General features: G+C 73.4%; 15 protein-coding genes. 10 read left to right on the top strand and 5 right to left on the bottom strand.

The window, feature by feature from the left end; translation table 11 throughout:
• Positions 1-152 precede the first annotated feature (152 nt).
• Positions 153-1,718, top strand: coding sequence for a glutamine-hydrolyzing GMP synthase (gene guaA / locus RDV89_RS01460; protein ID WP_315730719.1), 1,566 nt, complete (start codon positions 153-155; stop codon positions 1,716-1,718).
• A 15-nt stretch (positions 1,719-1,733) separates the two neighbouring features.
• On the opposite strand, the gene RDV89_RS01455 is transcribed toward guaA, so the two are convergent.
• Positions 1,734-2,927: an ROK family transcriptional regulator gene (locus tag RDV89_RS01455; RefSeq protein ID WP_315730717.1), complete on the bottom strand. Its 1,194-nt coding sequence runs from the start codon at positions 2,925-2,927 to the stop codon at positions 1,734-1,736.
• A 173-nt stretch (positions 2,928-3,100) separates the two neighbouring features.
• On the opposite strand from RDV89_RS01455, the gene RDV89_RS01450 reads away from it, so the two are divergent.
• The 8 genes from RDV89_RS01450 (at position 3,101) to RDV89_RS01415 (ending at position 12,397) form a co-directional block, all read left to right on the top strand.
• Entirely contained in the window at positions 3,101-4,162 is a 1,062-nt protein-coding gene (locus tag RDV89_RS01450; protein WP_315730715.1) for a substrate-binding domain-containing protein, read from the top strand.
• Entirely contained in the window at positions 4,159-5,028 is an 870-nt protein-coding gene (locus RDV89_RS01445; RefSeq protein WP_438823249.1) for an ATP-binding cassette domain-containing protein, read from the top strand. Before RDV89_RS01450 ends, RDV89_RS01445 begins: the two co-directional genes overlap by 4 nt.
• Positions 5,025-6,254 carry a sugar ABC transporter permease gene (locus tag RDV89_RS01440; protein WP_315730713.1) on the top strand — a complete coding sequence of 410 codons (1,230 nt, stop codon included), beginning with the start codon at positions 5,025-5,027 and terminating at the stop codon, positions 6,252-6,254. Before RDV89_RS01445 ends, RDV89_RS01440 begins: the two co-directional genes overlap by 4 nt.
• A gap of 55 nt (positions 6,255-6,309) precedes the next feature.
• Positions 6,310-7,650 carry a cytochrome P450 gene (locus tag RDV89_RS01435; RefSeq protein ID WP_315730711.1) on the top strand — a complete coding sequence of 447 codons (1,341 nt, stop codon included), beginning with the start codon at positions 6,310-6,312 and terminating at the stop codon, positions 7,648-7,650.
• Positions 7,651-7,793: 143 nt separating this feature from the next.
• Positions 7,794-8,807, top strand: a complete 1,014-nt coding sequence (locus RDV89_RS01430) for an ABC transporter substrate-binding protein (RefSeq protein WP_315730709.1) — start codon at positions 7,794-7,796, stop codon at positions 8,805-8,807.
• Between the two features lie 28 nt (positions 8,808-8,835).
• A complete protein-coding gene (locus tag RDV89_RS01425) occupies positions 8,836-10,017 on the top strand; it encodes an ABC transporter ATP-binding protein (protein WP_315730707.1) in 1,182 nt (393 codons plus the stop codon).
• Positions 10,017-11,810, top strand: a complete 1,794-nt coding sequence (locus tag RDV89_RS01420; RefSeq protein ID WP_315730705.1) for an ABC transporter permease — start codon at positions 10,017-10,019, stop codon at positions 11,808-11,810. The genes RDV89_RS01425 and RDV89_RS01420 overlap by 1 nt, the downstream gene beginning before the upstream one ends.
• 32 nt (positions 11,811-11,842) lie before the next feature.
• Positions 11,843-12,397 carry a nuclear transport factor 2 family protein gene (locus RDV89_RS01415; protein WP_315730703.1) on the top strand — a complete coding sequence of 185 codons (555 nt, stop codon included), beginning with the start codon at positions 11,843-11,845 and terminating at the stop codon, positions 12,395-12,397.
• 77 nt (positions 12,398-12,474) lie between these two features.
• On the opposite strand, the gene RDV89_RS01410 is transcribed toward RDV89_RS01415, so the two are convergent.
• The 4 genes from RDV89_RS01410 to RDV89_RS01395 all read right to left on the bottom strand — a co-directional run bounded on the left by RDV89_RS01410 (position 12,475) and on the right by RDV89_RS01395 (position 17,978).
• On the bottom strand, positions 12,475-13,725 hold the full coding sequence (locus tag RDV89_RS01410; protein WP_315730701.1) for an MFS transporter: 1,251 nt from the start codon (positions 13,723-13,725) through the stop codon (positions 12,475-12,477).
• Positions 13,722-14,969 carry an NAD(P)/FAD-dependent oxidoreductase gene (locus tag RDV89_RS01405; RefSeq protein WP_315730699.1) on the bottom strand — a complete coding sequence of 416 codons (1,248 nt, stop codon included), beginning with the start codon at positions 14,967-14,969 and terminating at the stop codon, positions 13,722-13,724. Before RDV89_RS01405 ends, RDV89_RS01410 begins: the two co-directional genes overlap by 4 nt.
• An 83-nt stretch (positions 14,970-15,052) precedes the next feature.
• Positions 15,053-16,705, bottom strand: a complete 1,653-nt coding sequence (locus RDV89_RS01400; RefSeq protein WP_315730698.1) for an FAD-dependent oxidoreductase — start codon at positions 16,703-16,705, stop codon at positions 15,053-15,055.
• Positions 16,706-16,715: 10 nt separating this feature from the next.
• Positions 16,716-17,978 carry a cytochrome P450 gene (locus RDV89_RS01395; protein WP_315730696.1) on the bottom strand — a complete coding sequence of 421 codons (1,263 nt, stop codon included), beginning with the start codon at positions 17,976-17,978 and terminating at the stop codon, positions 16,716-16,718.
• A 161-nt stretch (positions 17,979-18,139) separates the two neighbouring features.
• Between RDV89_RS01395 and RDV89_RS01390 the strand changes: the two genes are divergently transcribed.
• Entirely contained in the window at positions 18,140-18,331 is a 192-nt protein-coding gene (locus RDV89_RS01390) for a ferredoxin (protein ID WP_315730694.1), read from the top strand.

The raw sequence follows: 18,331 nt of genomic DNA, 5'->3' as shown, positions 1-18,331 counted from the left end.
TGGTGCGTTCCCTGGGCAGGTCCGGGGCCAGGCCCGGGGCAGGTCCGGGGGCAGGTCCGGGGACGGGCGCCGGGTCCCCGCCTCGCTAGACTCCGCCGGGCGGCGAGCGTCGCCGTACCCCGCCCCCGCCGCCAGGAGCGAAAGGCCACCGCATGACCGCCACCCCCGACCACGACCTCGTCCTGGTCGTCGACTTCGGCGCGCAGTACGCCCAGCTGATCGCGCGCCGCGTGCGCGAGGCGCGGGTCTACTCCGAGGTCGTCCCGCACACGATGCCCGTGGCGGAGATCCTGGAGCGCCGACCGGCCGCGATCATCCTGTCCGGCGGCCCGTCGAGCGTGTACGCGGAGGGCGCTCCCGCCATCGACCCCACGCTGTTCACGGCGGGCACCCCGGTGTTCGGCATGTGCTACGGCTTCCAGCTGATGGCGCAGGGGCTCGGCGGCACGGTCTCCCCGACCGGGGCGCGGGAGTACGGGCGTACCCCCGTCACCGTCGCCGAGGCCGGCACCCTGCTCGCCGACGTGCCCGAGCAGCACCGCGTCTGGATGTCGCACGGCGACTCGGTGACCGCGGCCCCCGACGGCTTCACCGTCCTGGCCGCCACCGACGTGACGCCGGTGGCCGCGTTCGAGGACACCGACCGCCGCCTCGCCGGCGTGCAGTGGCACCCGGAGGTGCTGCACTCCGAGCACGGCCAGGAGGTGCTCGAGCGCTTCCTCGTCGACATCGCCGGCTGCCGCCAGACCTGGACGATGGTCAACATCGTCGAGGAGCAGATCGAGCTGATCCGCGAGCAGGTCGGCGACGCCCGCGTGATCTCGGCCCTCTCCGGCGGCGTGGACTCCGCGGTCTCGACCGCGCTGGTCCAGCGCGCGGTCGGTGACCAGCTCACCGCCGTCTTCGTCGACCACGGCCTGCTGCGCGAGGGCGAGGCCGCCCAGGTCCGCGAGGACTACGTCGCCGCGACCGGCGTCGACCTCAAGGTCGTCGACGCCCGCGAGCAGTTCCTGGGCCACCTCGCCGGGGTCGTCGACCCCGAGGAGAAGCGGAAGATCATCGGCCGCGAGTTCATCCGCACCTTCGAGGCCGCGGAGCGCGAGGTGCTGGCCACGCCGGGCACCCCGGTGCGCTTCCTCGTGCAGGGCACGCTCTACCCCGACGTGGTGGAGTCCGGCGGCGGCTCGGGCGCCTCGAACATCAAGAGCCACCACAACGTCGGCGGACTGCCCGAGGACCTCGAGTTCTCCCTGATCGAGCCGCTGCGCGCGCTGTTCAAGGACGAGGTGCGCGAGGTCGGGCGCCAGCTCGGCATCCCCGAGGCGATCGTCGGGCGCCACCCGTTCCCGGGCCCCGGGCTCGCCATCCGGATCATCGGCGCGGTCGACGCCGAGCGGCTCGCCATCCTGCGCGCCGCCGACGCGATCGTGCGCCAGGAGACCACCGCCGCGGGCCTCGACGCGGAGATCTGGCAGTTCCCCGTCGTGCTCCTCGCCGACGTGCGATCGGTCGGCGTCCAGGGCGACGGCCGCACCTACGGCCACCCCGTGGTGCTGCGTCCCGTCTCCAGCGAGGACGCGATGACGGCGGACTGGAGCCGCCTGCCCTACGAGGTCCTGGAGCGGATCTCGACCCGGATCACCAACGAGGTCCGCGAGGTCAACCGCGTGGTGCTCGACGTGACGAGCAAGCCGCCGGGCACCATCGAGTGGGAGTGAGGCCCCGGACCGGGGTCAGGCCGTCGGCAGCAGGTCGGTCAGCTCGGCGGCCAGCAGGACGGCGCCGACCAGGGAGGCCCGCTCCCCGAGCTCGCTGAGCAGCACGGGGGTGTCGGCGACGGCGTCGAGCACGTGACGGCGCAGCTCGCGCCGCACGGGCTCGAGCAGCAGCTCGCCGGCGCGGGCCATGTCGCCGCCGACGACCAGCACGGCGGGGTTGAGCAGGTTGACCGCGCTCGCCAGCCCCCAGCCCAGGTGCCGCCCGGCGTCCTCGAGGCTGCGCTGCGCGGAGACGTTGCCGCTCGTCGCGGCGGCGACCACGTCGTCGAGCGTGGCGTCGGGCAGCTGGTCGCGCATCATCGCCAGGACGCTGCCCACCGAGGCGTACGCCTCCAGGCAGCCGCGGCTGCCGCACCGGCACACGGGCCCTCGCTCGTCGAGGGTGAGGTGGCCGATCTCGCCCGCCGCGCCGGCGTTGCCGTGCAGCAGGCGGTCGTCGAGCACGATCCCGGCGCCGACGCCCGACGAGATCTTGACGAACACGGAGCTCGCGCGCCCGGCGACCACGCCGAGCCGGTGCTCGGCCAGGGCACCGAGGTTCGCGTCGTTCTCGACGTGCACCGGCACCCCGAACGCCTCCTCGCAGGCCGCGAGGGCGTCGACGCCCACCCAGCCCGGCAGGATCGCCGCCGAGGCGACCACGCGCCCGCTGAGCGGGGCGGGCAGCCCCGTCGTCACGGCCCGCAGGTGGGAGCGGTCGAGGCCCTCGGCGCCCAGCAGCTCGTCGAGCAGGCGGCCGGCCAGCGCGAGGCCCTCGGTGTGGGGGTGGGTCGGGGCGAGGGGGTGGCGCAGCTCCCCGAGCACCCGGCCGGCGAGGTCGCCGACCGCGACGGCCAGGTGGCTGTGCCCCACGTCGATCCCGGCCACCAGGCCGGCCGAGGGGGCGAGGCGTACGACGGTGCCGCGGCGCCCTGCGCCCGGGTCGGTCGCCACGAGACCCGCGGCCCCGAGGTCGCGCACGATGTTGGAGACGGTGGCCGGGGCGAGGCCGGTGATCCGCGCGAGGTCCGCCTGCGTGACGTCGGGGGAGGTGCCGCCCGAGACCCGCCGGCGCAGCACGTCGAGCACGCGGCGCTGGTTGGCGGTGCGCAGCGTCGCGGTCGATCCGGGGGACCCGGAGGCGCCTGCGCGCAGGTCGGAGGTGGACACGGGGGTCACCCTGACGGAGATGATTTTTGTCGTCAAGTGAAACGAGCAAAAGACGGCGCAATCCGCAACTCGACGGATTTGTGTTCAAGTCTTGACGACAAGCGGTGTGAGCCGTGACACTCCGGACGTCCCCTTCGCGGCAGCGTTGCCGCCCGGTTCCACGAGGAGAGTCCATGTCCACGAAGCTCCAGCGGGTCGTCGTCTCGACGGCCGCGATGCTCGTCGCCGCGAGCGGTCTGGCCGCCTGCGGCGCGAACGACGCGCAGAGCGGCGGCGACGGCCAGACCATCGCGCTCCTGCTGCCCGAGTCGAGCACCACGCGCTACGAGGCCTTCGACCGCCCGCTGTTCGAGGCGAAGGTCGCGGAGCTCTGCGACGACTGCGACGTCATCTACTTCAACGCCGACCAGGACGAGTCGAAGCAGACCCAGCAGGTCGACTCCGCGCTGTCCCAGGACGCCGACGTGATCGTGCTCGACCCCGTCAACGGCGCCGGGGCCGGCGGCATGGTCCGCACGGCCCAGGACGCGGGCGCCGAGGTGATCGCGTACGACCGCTTCATCGAGGGCGCCGACTACTACCTGTCCTTCGACAACGAGACCGTCGGCCGGATGCAGGGAGAGGCCCTGATCGAGGCCACCGGCGACACCGGCGGCATCCTCATGCTCAACGGCGCGCCGAGCGACCCCAACGCCGCGCAGTTCAAGGCGGGCGCCCACGAGGCGATCGACGCGAGCGGGCTCGAGGTGCTGGCGGAGTACGACAACCCCGACTGGAGCCCGGCCAACGCGCAGCAGTGGACCTCTGACCAGCTCGCGCGCTTCGACGCGGGCGAGATCGCGGGCGTCTACGCGGCCAACGACGGCCAGGCCGGCGGCGTCATCGCCGCCCTGACCGGCGCGGGCGTCGACGCCTCCGCCCTGCCGCCGATCACCGGGCAGGACGCCGAGCTGGCCGCCATCCAGCGCATCGTCGCCGGTGAGCAGGCCATGACCATCTACAAGCCGATCGCGGTCGAGGCCGAGAAGGCCGCCGAGGTCGCGGTCGCCCTGGTGCGCGGCGAGGACGTCGGCGACACGGAGGACTACGAGGGCGTCGCGTCCTTCATCTTCGACCCGATCGTCGTCACCTCGGACAACGTCGCCGACACGGTCGTGGCCGACGAGTTCTACACGGTCGAGGACATCTGCACGGCCGACTACGCGGACGCCTGCGCCGCCGCCGGCCTGTCGTGACCCCGGTCGACACCACGAAGGGACACGGCGCCTCGGCGTCGGACCGAGCCGGCCGGGGCACCCCGGCCGGCTCGGGCCCCGCCCTCGCGCTGAGCGGCGTCGGCAAGCGGTTCGGCGCGGTCCAGGCGCTCGCCGACATCGACCTGCGGGTCGGGGCCGGCGAGGTCGTCGCGCTCGTCGGCGACAACGGCGCCGGCAAGTCGACGCTGGTCAAGATCATCTCCGGCGTCTACCAGCCCGACGCCGGCACGATCGAGCTCGACGGGCGCCGGGTGAGCATCGGCGGGCCGCGGGCCGCGCAGGCCCTGGGCATCGCCACGGTGTTCCAGGACCTCGCGCTCTGCGACAACCTCGACGTCGTCGCCAACCTCTTCCTCGGCCGCGAGCGCGTGCAGGGCGGCGTCGTGCTCGACGAGGTCGGCATGGAGCAGGAGGCGTGGCGGCTGCTGCGCCGCCTCTCGGCCAAGATCCCCTCGGTGCGGATCCCGATCGCCTCGCTCTCCGGTGGCCAGCGGCAGACCGTCGCCATCGCCCGCAGCCTCGTCGGCGACCCCGGCATCGTGCTGCTCGACGAGCCGACCGCCGCCCTCGGCGTCGCCCAGACCGCCGAGGTGCTCGCCCTGGTGCGGCGCCTGCGCGAGACCGGTCTCGGCGTGATCCTGGTCAGCCACAACATGTCCGACGTCCTCGCGGTCGCCGACCGGATCGAGGTGCTCCGCCTGGGGCGCAACGCCGCCAGCTTCGACGCCCGCGACGTCTCGGTCGAGCAGCTCGTCGCGGCCATCACCGGCGCCAGCGACGAGGCCCGCGCGGGACGCACCGACACCCCCGACACCCCCGGGACTCCCGCAGGAGGGACCTCATGACCGTCGCCGCCGACCTGGCCGACGAGCGGCTCGTCCGCAGCAAGGGCGTCACCGGCGCCGCCGACGTCGTCTGGCGCCGCCTGCGCGGGGGCGACCTCGGCAGCCTGCCCGTGGTGGTGGGCCTGGCCGTCATCTGCGTCGTCTTCTACAGCATCGACCCGCGGTTCCTGTCGTCGTTCTCGCTGGTCAACATGCTCACGTTCGCGGCCCCGGTGGGGATCATCGCGCTCGGCATCGTCCTGGTCCTGCTGCTGGGGGAGATCGACCTCTCCGTCGGCTCGGTCTCCGGGATGGGTGCGGCCGTGATGGCCGTCCTCGTGGTGCGCGAGAGCCAGTCGATGGTCGTCGGTCTCCTCGCCGGCATCGGGGTGGGCGTCGTGGTGGGGCTGGTCTACGCGCTGCTCTACACCCAGCTCGGCATCCCCAGCTTCGTGTTCTCGCTCGCCGGCCTCCTCGGCTTCCAGGGAGTGCTGCTCTACCTGCTCGGCAGCGAGGGCACCATCAACCTGCCGGTCGACTCGGGTCTCATCGAGTTCACGCGGTTCAGCTACCTGACGGGCGCGGCGGCGTACGTCCTCGTCGCCCTGGTGGTCGCGATCTACGTCGCGGGGAGCCTGTGGACCATCCGGCAGCGCCGTCGCGCCGAGCTGTCCTCGCGCTCGGTGCGCGGGGTGGCGCTGCGGGCCGTGCTGCTCGGTGGGGTGCTGGCCGCCCTGACCTACTACCTGGGCATCGACCGCGGCTGGAGCTACCTGTTCCTGCTGTTCGCGGCGCTCGTGGTGCTGATGGACCTCGCGCTGCGGCGCACCCGCTGGGGTCGCCACGTCTTCGCGGTCGGCGGCAACGAGGAGGCGGCGCGTCGCTCGGGCGTGAAGGTCACCCGCGTCTACGTGTCGGTCTTCGTGCTCACCTCGTCGCTCGCGGCCCTGGGCGGCGTGCTGGGAGCGGGCCTGCAGACCTCCGTCTCGCAGGCCACGGGCACCACCGACACCAACCTGACGGCGATCGCCGCCGCGGTGATCGGCGGCACCAGCCTGTTCGGCGGCCGTGGTTCCGCGTACGCGGCCATGCTCGGCATCGTGGTGCTCCAGGCCATCCAGTCGGGCCTCAACATCGTCGGCGTCGACTCGTCCGTGCGGTTCATGGTGACCGGTGCGGTGCTGCTGCTCGCGGTGGCCATCGACTCGGTGGCGCGGCGCGCCCGGTCGGCGAGCGGCCGCGGGTAGGTCGCGGGTAGGTCGCGGGTAGGTCGGGGGCCCGCGGTCGGGCAGACTGCTGCCCGTGAGCAGAGGCAGGACGATCGGGGGAGGGGCGCGTGCGGTCGCCGGGGGGCTGCGGGCGATCCCGCGGCGCGCGGTGGCCGGCGTGCGCGGGGCGCTGCTGAAGCAGGTGGCCGGCAGGGTGGACCTGTCGCGGATCGACAAGATCCCGCCCGCGCTGGGCTGGCCGCTCGAGCGGGACGGCACCACACCGCCGGCGCGGCTCGACGCCCTGCGCGAGGAGGCGCCGCTGTCGCGGCTGACCACGTTCCTCGGCATCAACGTGTGGCTCGTGACCGGCTACGACGCCGGTCACGAGGTGCTGACGGACCGGACGTCCTACTCGACGGACATCCGACCGTACGTCGGCCGCTCGGGCGCGGCGGACGGCGACATCGGCGGGCTCGGGTTCACCGACCCGCCGGACCACACGCGGCTGCGCAAGTTCCTCACCCCGGAGTTCACCCGGCGGCGCCTGCAGCGGCTCGACCCGCTGGTGGACCGGATCATCGCCCGCCAGCTCGACGAGATCGAGGCGGCCGCGACGGCGGCGCCCGACGGCGTCGTGGACCTGGTGCCCCTGTTCAGCTTCCCCGTGCCGTTCCTCGTCATCTGCGAGCTGCTCGGCCTGCCCGACGAGCGTCGCGAGGTCTTCCGCGAGCTGGGCTCGGCGCGCTTCGACGTCTCCGGCGGCGGGATCGGCGCGCTCGGTGCGATCTCCGGCTCGCGCGAGTTCCTGCTCGCCGAGACCGCCCGGCAGCGCCACGACCCCGGCCCGGGCCTGATCGGCCAGATCGTGCGCGACTTCGGCGACGAGATCAGCGACTACGACCTCGGCGGGCTCGCGGACGGCGCCTTCACCGGTGGCATGGAGACCAGTGCCGGCATGCTCGCCCTGGGCACGGTCACGCTGCTCGAGCACCCCGAGACGTGGCAGCAGCTGGTCGAGGGGACGGCCGACGTCGACGCGGTCGTCGAGGAGCTGCTGCGCTACCTCTCCGTGGTGCAGGTCGCGTTCCCCCGCTTCGCGCTGACGGACGTCGAGGTCGCGGGCCAGCAGGTGCGCAAGGGCGACGTCGTCCTCGTGCACCTCCCGGCGGTCGACCGCGACGAGGCCGCGGTGGGCGCCTGCCCGCACGCGTTCGACCCGGGCCGCGAGTCGCGCTCGCACCTGGCCTTCGGGCACGGCATCCACCGCTGCGTGGGCGCCGAGCTCGGCCGCGTCGAGCTGCGCAAGGCGTACCCGGCGCTCGCCGCCCGGTTCCCCGCGATGACGCTGGTCGAGGGCAGCGAGGACCTCGACTACTTCGGGTCGTCGATCGTCTACGGCGTCGAGCGGCTGCTGGTGCGGCCCCTGGGCTGAGGGGGCTGCGGGCGGGTGTCCACGGTCGCGGCAGACCGGTGGACAAATCCCTGCATATCATTATTATCGGTCGGGTGACCCGGGTCACCCCGTCCTCCGTCGGTGGTGCCCGACCCGGGCATCCCCGACGAAAGGCCCCACCGATGAAGCGCCCTCTCCCGCTCGCCGCCGCCACCGTCCTGTGCCTCGTCCTCGCGGGCTGCGGAGGCTCCGACGACCAGGCCGACGTCGTGGAGGGGGACTTCGACGGCCTCGTGTCCGCCGCCCAGGAGGAGGGCTCGCTGGACTGGTACTCCGACCTCCCCGAGGCGCTCATCGAGAGCGTCGCGACCGGGTTCGAGGAGGAGTACGGCATCGAGGTCAACTACATCCGCAGCGTCTCCAGCCAGCTCGGCAGCCGGTTCGCCGGCGAGGCGCAGGCCGGCAACCCGCAGGCCGACGTCCTCAACATCGCCAGCCAGGGCTTCTGGGAGGAGGCCGTGGGCCAGGGGTGGTTCTCCGAGCTCACCGACGACACCGTCGACTCCCTCGACGAGTGGCCCGAGGAGTTCCTCTACGACGACACGTACGCGCTGATCAACGTGCAGCCGCTGGGCATCGCGTACAACACCGACACCAGCCCGGTGCAGCCCCAGACGTGGGAGGAGGTCGCCGACCCGCAGCTCGACGGCCGCCTGATGATGGGCGACACGGCGGTGGTGGCGTACTCGGCGCAGTACCTCTTCCTCAAGGACACCTACGGCGACGACCTGCTCTCCGACTACGCCGCGCTCGACCCCATCGTGGTCGACAGCCTCGTGCCGGGCACGCAGCAGATGGTCGCGGGCGAGGCCGACGTGGCGATCCCGTCGCTGAGCTCGGTCGTGCAGCCGCTGATCGACGAGGGCGCGCCGCTCGAGCTCGTCATCCCCGAGGACACCGCGGGTGTCAACCAGTACGCGGGCGTGGTCGAGGAGGCCGCGCACCCCAACGCCGCGCGCCTGTTCATGAGCTACCTGCTGAGCATGGAGGGCCAGGAGCGGGTGACCGCCGGGATCGCGGCCTCCGTGCTGGAGGGCGTGCCCGGCGCCATGGAGCTGCCGTCGGGCTACACCGAGATCCCCGAGAGCGACGTCAACGACAACCAGGACGCCATCGACGAGCTGCTCGACTTCTGAGCCGCGAGCCGTGGACGAGGAGACTCCCGTGACCGTCACCGACAGCCGTCCGGCCCGTGCTCGGCGCCGCGGCGCCGAGCCCGCCCCGGACGCGGGCCGGATCGTCATCCGCGACCTGCGCAAGACCTACACCCGCAACGACGGCACCACGGTGCCGGCGATCGACGGGGTCGACCTGGAGGTCGAGGCGGGGACGTTCTGCGTCCTGCTCGGGCCCAGCGGCTGCGGCAAGACGACGCTGCTGCGCTGCCTGGCAGGGCTGGAGGAGCCGGCCTCGGGCACGATCGACGTCGGCGGCCGGCCCTTCTTCGACACCGGGTCGCGGGTCTCGCTGACGCCCCAGGAGCGGCGCCTGGGCATGGTCTTCCAGTCCTACGCCCTGTGGCCGCACATGAGCGTCGAGAAGAACGTCGCCTTCCCGATGACCACGCGCCGGGCGCGTCGCCACTTCAGCCGCGACGAGGTCCGCGAGCGGGTCGCCAAGGCGCTCGCGACCGTGGACATCGCGGAGCTCGCGGGCCAGCCCATCTCGGCCCTGAGCGGCGGCCAGCAGCAGCGCGTCGCCCTGGCCCGGGCGATCGCGTTCGGCAGCGACGTCGTGCTCTTCGACGAGCCCCTCTCGAACGTCGACGCGAAGGTGCGCGTGCAGCTGCGCCAGGAGATCCACGCGCTGCAGCGCGAGCTCGGCTTCACGGCCGTCTACGTCACGCACGACCAGGAGGAGGCGATGGAGCTCGCCGACGTCCTCGTGGTGCTGAAGAAGGGCCGGATCGAGCAGGCGGGCGCGCCGCGCCAGCTCTACCGCACGCCGGTCTCGCGCTACGTCGCCGACTTCGTCGGCACGGCCGACGTCGTGGAGGCCACCGTCGTCGGCGTCGAGGGCCCGGGACTGGTCGCGGTGACCTCCGAGGTCGGCGACCTCGTCGTGGCCGCGCCGGGCGAGGCGCCCGCCGCGGGCTCGTCCGTGGGCGTGGTGGTGCGCGCCGAGGACTGGCGCGTGGTGCCCGACGGCGCCGCCGCGGCGGCCGCGGGCGTCAACGAGGTCCGCGGCACGGTGCGCGACAGCGCGTACCTCGGCGCGGCGACCCAGTACGTCGTCGAGGTCGGCGGCCGCACCCTGCGCGTACGCCCGCAGGGTTCCGCGCTGCTCGACGAGGGGCACGCGCTGACACTGCGCGTCGACGCCTCCGACCTGCACCTGGTGCCCTGATGTCCGCGCCCACCCTCGAGCGACCGGCGCCCGCGGCGCCGCCCCCGGCACGCGCGCCCCGTCGCCGTCCCGACGGCTTCCGGGTGTTCGGCTGGGCGGTCAGCGCCCTGGTCTGCGTCGCGATCCTCTACCCGCTGGTGATCATCCTCGGCGACGTCCTCGGCATCGGTGAGGAACCGTCGATGGCCGGCGAGATCTGGTCGGAGGCGACCAGCGAGCCGGCGCTCGAGACGCTGCGCACCACGGTCCTGCTCGTCGTGCCCGCCGGCGTCGCGGCCCTGCTCATCGCCTCGCTGCTGGCCTGGGTCAACGAGCGCACCGACGCCCGGATCGGCCTGCTCGCCGACGTCACGCCCATCCTGCCCATGTTCATCCCGCCCGTCGCGGGCGCCATCGGCTGGGTCTTCCTCGCCGCGCCCAGCGCGGGCCTGCTCAACGGCGCGATCGAGGGCTTCTTCGGCCTCTTCGGCGCCGACGTCGACGGTCCGCTGAACATCTTCACGTGGCAGGGACTCTTCTTCGTCTACGTCCTCGACCTGGTGCCCTTCGCGTACATCACCCTGGCGGCCGGCTTCCGCAACCTCGACCCGGTCGCCGAGGAGGCCGCCCGGATCTCCGGCGCCGGCCCGCTCGAGACGTTCCGCCGGGTGACGCTGCCGAGCCTCGGGCCCTCGATCGGCGGCGCCCTGCTGATCGTGATGGCCATCGGCTTCGCGCTGTTCTCGACGCCGATCGTGATCGGCACCCAGGCCGGGGTCGACGTGCTCTCCATCGAGGTCGTCGAGGCGATGACCCGCTCCTTCCCCGCGGAGGAGGCCAAGGCGCTGGGCTACGGCCTGCTGCTCCTGCTGATGGTGACGCTCGCCTGGCTGCTCCAGCGCCGCTTCGTGCGCGGCGGCGGTCACGCCACCGTGGGCGGCAAGGGCCTGAACTCGCAGCCCACGCGGCTGGGACCGTTCCGCCACGTGGCCCGCGCGTTCATGGTCCTCTACCTGCTGGGGGCCAGCGTCCTGCCGATCCTCGCGCTGGTGATCGTGTCGCTGGAGCGCTTCTGGACCGCGTCGGTGCCGTGGGGCGACCTGACCCTCGACAACTACCGCAACCTGCTGAGCAACGCCATCGTGGTCGACGCGCTGCGCAACAGCGTGATCGTCGGGGTGTGCTGCGCGACGATCGGCATGGCGCTGGCCGCGGTCGTCGCCCGGATCACCCACGGCGAGACCTCGCGCTGGACCGGCGTGGTCGAGGGCGTGACCCGCGTGCCCGCGGCCGTCCCGATCCTGGTGCTGTCGCTGGCCTTCATCGCCGCCTTCGTGGGCGAGCCGTTCCGGATCGGCGGCACGACGCTGCTGCTGGTGCTCGCCTACACCGTCATCTTCTTCCCGCACGCCGTCGTCAACGCCAGCTCGGCCTACCTCCAGGTCGGACCGCAGCTGCGCGAGGCCGGTGCGGTGTTCGGGGTCTCGGAGGGACGCACGTTCCTGCGCGTCCAGCTGCCCCTGATGCTGCCGGGCCTGACGTCGGGGTGGGCGTTCCTGTTCGTCCTGGTCGCGGGCGACGTCACGGTGGCGTCCCTGCTGGCGGGCACGGGCAACCCGGTCGCCGGCTTCGTGATCCTCGACCGCTACAACACGGGCACCTACCCGCCCCTGGCCGCGATGGCCGTGCTGACCACGCTGCTCACCACCGTGGTCGTGACGCTGGCGCTGCTGTTCTCCCGCTGGCAGCGCAACCGCACCACCGCGGGCGTACGCCGTCGCGCGGTCGCCGCGGCCGGCACCCCGACCCCCTGACCGCCACCCACCCGTCGACGAAGGAGAGCACCATGACCGCCCTCAGCACCGAGCAGCGGCTGCAGCGACTCGAGGACCGCGAGGAGATCCAGGAGCTGGGGATCCTCTACGGCTACGTGATGGACGAGCGCGACGAGGAGGGCATCCGGCAGATCTTCGCCCCGGACGCCGCCCTGCGCTCCGCCGACGGCGTCTTCGCCGCCCACGGCATCGACGAGATCGTCGACACCTACCTCGGCCGCTTCAAGGCCCTCGGCCCCACCAACCACTTCTCGCACGGTCACGTGGTGCGCTTCGGGGACGACCCCGACCGCGCCCGCGGCCTCCTGGCCAGCCACGCGGAGGTCGACCGCAACGGCGTCGCCATGCAGGTGGCGCTGCGCTACAAGGACGAGTACGTCCGCAACGACGGCCGCTGGCAGTTCGCCTCGCGGCTGATGAGCTACATGTACTACCTGCCGATCGCGGAGCTCTCGCAGCTCGGGAACCGCAACAGCGTGCGGGCCTACGGCGACGAGCGGCCCTCCGACTGGCCGGAGTCGCTGTACGCGGAGACCGGCAGCGCCTGGCTGCGCGACTGGGTCTGAGCCCCCCCCGCACCGCGGTCCGCCCCGCAGCCCCCGACCGGGATCCCGGTCGGGGGCTGCGTGCGTCGCGTCGGGGCTCAGAGCTCGCGTCCGGGGCCGTAGGCCCGCAGGGACGCGAACGTGACGACGGAGAGCGCGAGCATGAGGGCGTACCCGGCCTCGAACCCGCCGGTCAGGTCCCGCAGCACCCCGAGCGCGAAGGGCCCGAGCGCGCCGGCGAGGTAGGCGACGAGCACCACCATCGCGCCGAGCCGGGCGCCGTCGGTCTGGGTGTGCGTGACGTCGGTGATCAGCACCAGGCCGAGCGTCGAGCCGCCGCCGACGCCCATCCCGAAGAGGGCCATCGCGGGGATGGCGAGCGTCACCGGCGCCACGAGCAGCAGGACGATGCCGACGATCGTGCAGCCGACGACCACGGCGAGCTGGGGGCGCCGGTCGGGGGTCCGGTCGGCGAGCGCGGGCAGCGTCAGCATCGTGGCGACCTGCACGACCTGGAAGAGCACGAACATGTTCGCGGCCTCCTGGGCGGGCAGCCCGAGGCTCACGTAGAGCGGGGTGATCCAGGCCAGGCCGCTGAAGCCGATGATCATCTGCGTCGTCGTGAAGCCGACGACGAGCCACGCGGTGCGCGAGCGCCAGGGCATGCGGTGGTCGACGACGACGGCGGGGACCGTGGGGTCGGTCTCCCGCCTGCGCGGACCCCGCAGCGCGGGTACGAGCAGCAGCCACAGCGCCGCGGTGACCGCGCTGACCGCGCCCCAGAACGCGAGGGCGGGCCGCCAGTCGCCGAGCAGGCCCTCGAGGGGCACGGCCGTGCCCGCGGCGACGGCGACGCCGAGGGCCAGCCCGGTGGAGTAGATCCCGGTCGTCATGCCGCGGATGGCCGGCACGTGGTGGGCGATGAGCGAGGGCATCAGGGCCGAGCAGCCGCCCATCGCCGCGCCCGCGACGGCGGCGCTGACGAAGAGCAACGGGGCCGGCAGCGGCAGGGCCCGCACGAGACCCGCGCCGGCGAGCACCAGCATGAGGACGCCCGTGGCGAGCTCGGGACCGATCCGTGCCCCGAGGCGCTGGCCGGCCGGGGCGCACAGTCCCATGAAGGCGATGGCGACGGAGGTGAGCAGGCCGGCCGCGGTGCTCGAGAGCCCGAGGTCGCGGTCGATCTCGTCCAGCAGCGGGGGCAGCGAGCCCATGCTCGCCCGCAGGTTCAGCCCGACGACCGCCACCAGGGCGACGATGACGCCGACGGGCAGCGCCGACGGCCGCGGTCGGTCCGGCTCCGGCCGCCCCGTGCGCGGTGCGGGCGCCGGGATCGGCGCCTCGCTCACCCGGTCGGCTCGAGGACCTGTGCCGCCCGCGCCTCCGCGACCGCGGTGCGGAACTCGAGCATCCGCTTGCCCATGCCGACGAGGACCACGCCGACGAGGGCGCCGGAGGGGTCGTGGAAGCCGACCGCCGCCTCGGAGGTCAGGTCGCCGTCGAGCACGCGCACGTCGCCGTGCCCGAGGTGGGGGAGGCCGAACGCCTGCATGCGCACGCCGTACTGCTCGCTCCAGAAGGTCGGCAGCGGGGCGAACGGGGTCGCCGGGTCGGGGGCCTCGCCGGCCAGGCCGGCCAGCAGGCTGGCCGCGGCGTGGGCGCCCATGTCGGTCGGCATCGTCCAGTGCTCGACGCGCACGGGGTCCTCGCCGTAGCCCGCGATGGGGAAGCGGGCCACGTCGCCGACCACCACCGCGTCGAGCAGCGGGACGCCGTCGCGCAGGGGGTGGAGGTCTCGGTCGCACAGGACGCCGTTGCCGAGGTCGAGGCCCATCTGCGTCAGGGCCTCGACGTTCGCCTGCGAACCGACGGCCTCGACGATCACGTCGGTGGGCACGCGGGCGCCGTTGTCGAGCAGGACCTCGAGGTGCTCGCCGCCGTCCTCGACGCCCGCCACGGAGCGGCCGAGGGCGAAGCGCACGCCGTGGGTCTCGTGACGGCGCTGGACCTCGCGGGCCAGGACCTCGCCGAGCGGCCGGGCCAGCGGTGCGGCGAGCGGCTCGATCACGGTCACCTCGCAGCCCAGGGTCGTCGCGGTCGCGGCGACCTCGCAGCCGATGAACCCGCCGCCCACGATGGCGACCCGGGTGCCCTGGCGCAGCTCGGGGGCGAGGCGCTGCGCGTCCTCAAGGGTGCGCACCGAGTGGCGCCACCGGGCGTCACCGGGCAGGTCGAGCCGCCGGGCGCGCACACCGGTGGCGACGACGAGGCCGTCGTAGGCCACCTCCGAGCCGTCGTCGAGGCGGGCGGCGCGGGCGTCGTGGTCGACGACCTCGACGCGGGTGCCCAGACGCCACTCGACGTTCTCGCTCGCGGCCGCCTTCTGCCGGAAGGGCAGGCGGTCGGCGTCCATCGCGCCGCGCAGGACCTCCTTGGACAGCGGGGGCCGGTTGTAGGGCGCGTGCTCCTCCTCGCCGACCACGACGATGCGGCCCGTGTGGCCGGCGGCGCGCAGCCGCTCGACCACGCGCAGGCCGGCGAGTCCGGCGCCCACGACGAGGACGGTGCTCTCCAGGGGGGAGGGGTGGCTCATGCGGGCTCCTTGGGTGCGCAGGGTGGTGCGGGGTGGTGCTGGGTGGTGCCGGGAGGGGCACGGCCAGGGGCGGGCCGGGACGCTCAGACGGGTGCGGGCACCCGCGCTGCGGCCCGACCGGCCCGCATCCCGAAGACCATCGCGGGACCGAGCGTGCCGCCGGCCCCGCCGTAGACCATGCCGGTGGGTCCGGCCATGACGTTGCCGGCCGCGAAGAGGCCGGGCACGACGCGGTCGTCGACGTCGAGCACGGCGCCGTCGGGATCGGTGCGCGGACCGCCCTTGGTGCCCAGCGTGGAGCTGAGCAGGGGGACCGCGTAGTAGGGGCCCTCGTCGAGGGGGCCGAGCGTCGCGCCGCGTCCCGGGTAGGCGCTGCGGTCGCCGCACCAGCCGTCGTACGCGCTGTCGCCGCGGCCGAAGTCGTCGTCGTGCCCGCCGGCCACCAGGCCGTTCCACCGGGTCACGGTCGCCTCGAGCGCCGCGGCGGGCACGTCGATGAGCTCCGCGAGGCCGGCGAGGTCGGCGGCACGGTGGCAGAAGTCCGGCGCCGGGGCGCCGGGGGCGTTGCCGAAGCAGCCGTAGCGCTGCACGAACCCGTGGTCGAAGACCAGGTACGCCGGCTGGTTGACGTAGCGGAACTCCGTCGGGTCGAACTGGTGGAAGGCGCCGCCCAGGGCGTTGTAGTTGGCGGCCTCGTTGGTGAAGCGCAGCCCCTGGTCGTTGACGACGATCGAGCGCGGCAGCGTGCGCTCGCGCAGGATCAGGAAGACGTTGTTGCCGCCGTCGGCCCGCTCACCGGGCAGCTCGACGACGGGCACCCACCACGCCTCGCGCATGTTGCCGAGCCGCGCGCCGACCCGCATCGCCATCCGCAGGCCGTCGCCGGTGTTCGTCGGTACGCCGGCGGGGGAGACCATCGGACCGCGCAGGAAGTCGCGGACCAGGTCCGCGTCGTACTCGAAGCCGCCCGTCGCGAGGACGACGGAGCGGGCGCCGAGACGGCGCACCGTGCCCGCGGCGTCGACGAGCTCCACGCCCACGACGCGGTCGTCGGCCGTCAGCAGGCGGGTGGCGCGCCAGCCCGTGCGCGGCTCGACGCCCCGGTCCAGGCACCCGGCGAGGAGGCTGCCGACGAGGGCACGCCCTAGGCCCTCGAGGTCGGCGGCCTCCCGCCGGGTGAGCTCGTCCGGCGCGATGACGCCCGTGCCGCCACCCGTGGGGGTGTCGGAGACGTTCATCCGCCGCGGGGTGCCCACGACCCGGTCCGCCCAGCCGGGGATCGAGGCGTAGGAGAACAGCGCGGGCTCGAGCGAGCGGCCGCCCCCGGCCTTCCCGCCCGGGTGCTCCGGGTGGTAGTCGGGGAAGCCCGCGACCAGCTGGAGGCGCAGCGGCGTGGCCGTCTCGAGCCAGTCCACCAGGTCGGCGACGGAGTCGACGAACGTCTCGGCCAGCTCGGGCAGGATCATCCCGTGCGAGAGCGCGGCCAGGTAGGCCAGCGCGTCCTCGCGGGAGTCAGCCACCCCGGCCGACCGGCCGTGGACGTTGTCCGGCAGCCACACGACGGCGCTCGAGAGTGCCGTCGTGCCGCCGACCCGGTCCGCCTTCTCGACCAGGGCGACGCGGGCGCCGGCGTCCGCGGCGGCCAGGGCCGCGGTCAGGCCCGCGGCGCCGGTGCCGAGCACGACCACGTCGTGCTGCTCGTCGAAGCCCGCCCCCGTCGTGCTCGGCTCGGTCATGACGCCCGGTTCAGCCCTTCTCGCCGAGGGCCGTCGCGTCCGCGGGCAGGACCCGCGGCCCCGGCGTGAACGTCGCCGGGATGCTCTGCCAGCCGGTGTTCGTTCCCTGGTGCGGGTAGCGGACCAGCTTGTCGACGTCGACCACGTAGTCGCCCATCCGGCTGAGGAACTGCGAGAGCAGCTCCTTGGCCATCGCCCGGCCGAGGTTCGAGCCGGCGCAGCGGTGCGCGCCGATCCCGAAGGCCGTGTGCCGGTTCGGCCAGCGCTCGATGTCGATCTCGTCGGGGTCGTCGAACTGCGAGGGGTCGCGGTTCGCCGAGGACCAGGCCAGCAGGACGCGGTCGCCCTCGTGCATCTGCACGCCCTGGAACTCGACGTCCTTCGTCGAGGTGCGGGCGAGGGCCTGGGTGGGGGAGAAGAAGCGCAGGAACTCCTCGAGCGCGCGCTCCAGCTTCTCCGGGTGGTCGATGAGGTCCTGGCGCACGTCCTGGTGCTGGTAGAGCCACACCACGGTGTTGCTCACCAGCGAGGCAGTGGTGCCGACCCCGCCGGAGAGCAGCAGGTCGACCATGGCGAAGACCTCGTCGGCGGTGACCCGGCGACCGTCGACCTCCTGCTGGACCAGGTAGCTGATGATGTCGTCGGTCGGCTCGGCGGTCCGCTCGGCGATCACGCCGCGGGTGACCTCCTCGAGCATCGGCAGGTCGACCTTCACGGCCTGGTCGAACTCGGGGGTGCCGGGCACGGCGACGAGCAGGGCGTGGAACGCGAAGGCGTACGTCTTCCAGTGCTCGATCGGCAGGCCGAGCCAGTCGACCGTGACGATCGCCGGCACGCCGATCACCGAGGTCATGTCGCACTCGCCGGTCTCGATGATGTCGTCGATGAAGGCCGTCACGTAGTGCTTGACGATCTTCTCCATGCGCGCGACCGCGGCGGGCGCGGTGATCGGGTTGATCAGCTTGCGCCACTTCTTGAAGTCGGGCGGGTCGACCTCGATCGGGATGTGGTAAGCCGCCGGCGTCTTCGGGATCACCACCGAGAGGCCCTCGCCGCCGTACGAGTTGCGGGCCGAGGAGAACGTGTAGTCGTCGCGGGCCGCCTCGAAGACGGCGTCGTAGCCGGAGAGCACCCAGTAGCCGCCGTGCGCATCGGTCCAGGCGACGGGGTGCTCGCTGCGCAGCTTGCGGTACGAGGCGGCCGGGTCGTCGGAGTGCTGCTCGGAGTTGTGGTCGAACTCGACCGCGGGGGCGCGGTCGGCAGTCTCGGTCATCGCGTGTCCTTCGATGTCTCGGGCGTTTGTCATCCGGGGGTCTGAAGGGGCTTCCCTCGAATGTGATCATGGTTATACTCGATTAGCGCGATGTCAACTGCGTCACACCAAGGATGGACCATGACGAGCGGACCCACCGCCCGGCACCCGAGGAGGAAGCCATGCACGTGAAGGTCGACGACGACCGCTGCCAGGGTCACGGCCTGTGCCGGATCAGCGCTCCGGACCTCTTCTTCGCCCGCGAGGAGGACGGCAACGCCTACGTCAAGGACGAGCACGTCCCCGACGGGCGGGAGGACGACGCGCAGATGGCCGCGGACAGCTGCCCCGAGCTGGCCATCGAGGTCGACTGA

This window comes from Nocardioides imazamoxiresistens (genome assembly GCF_032378595.1).
GTDB lineage: Bacteria > Actinomycetota > Actinomycetes > Propionibacteriales > Nocardioidaceae > Nocardioides > Nocardioides imazamoxiresistens.
Note: the sequence above shows the minus strand (reverse complement) of the source record. Positions and strands in the feature narration are given on the sequence as shown.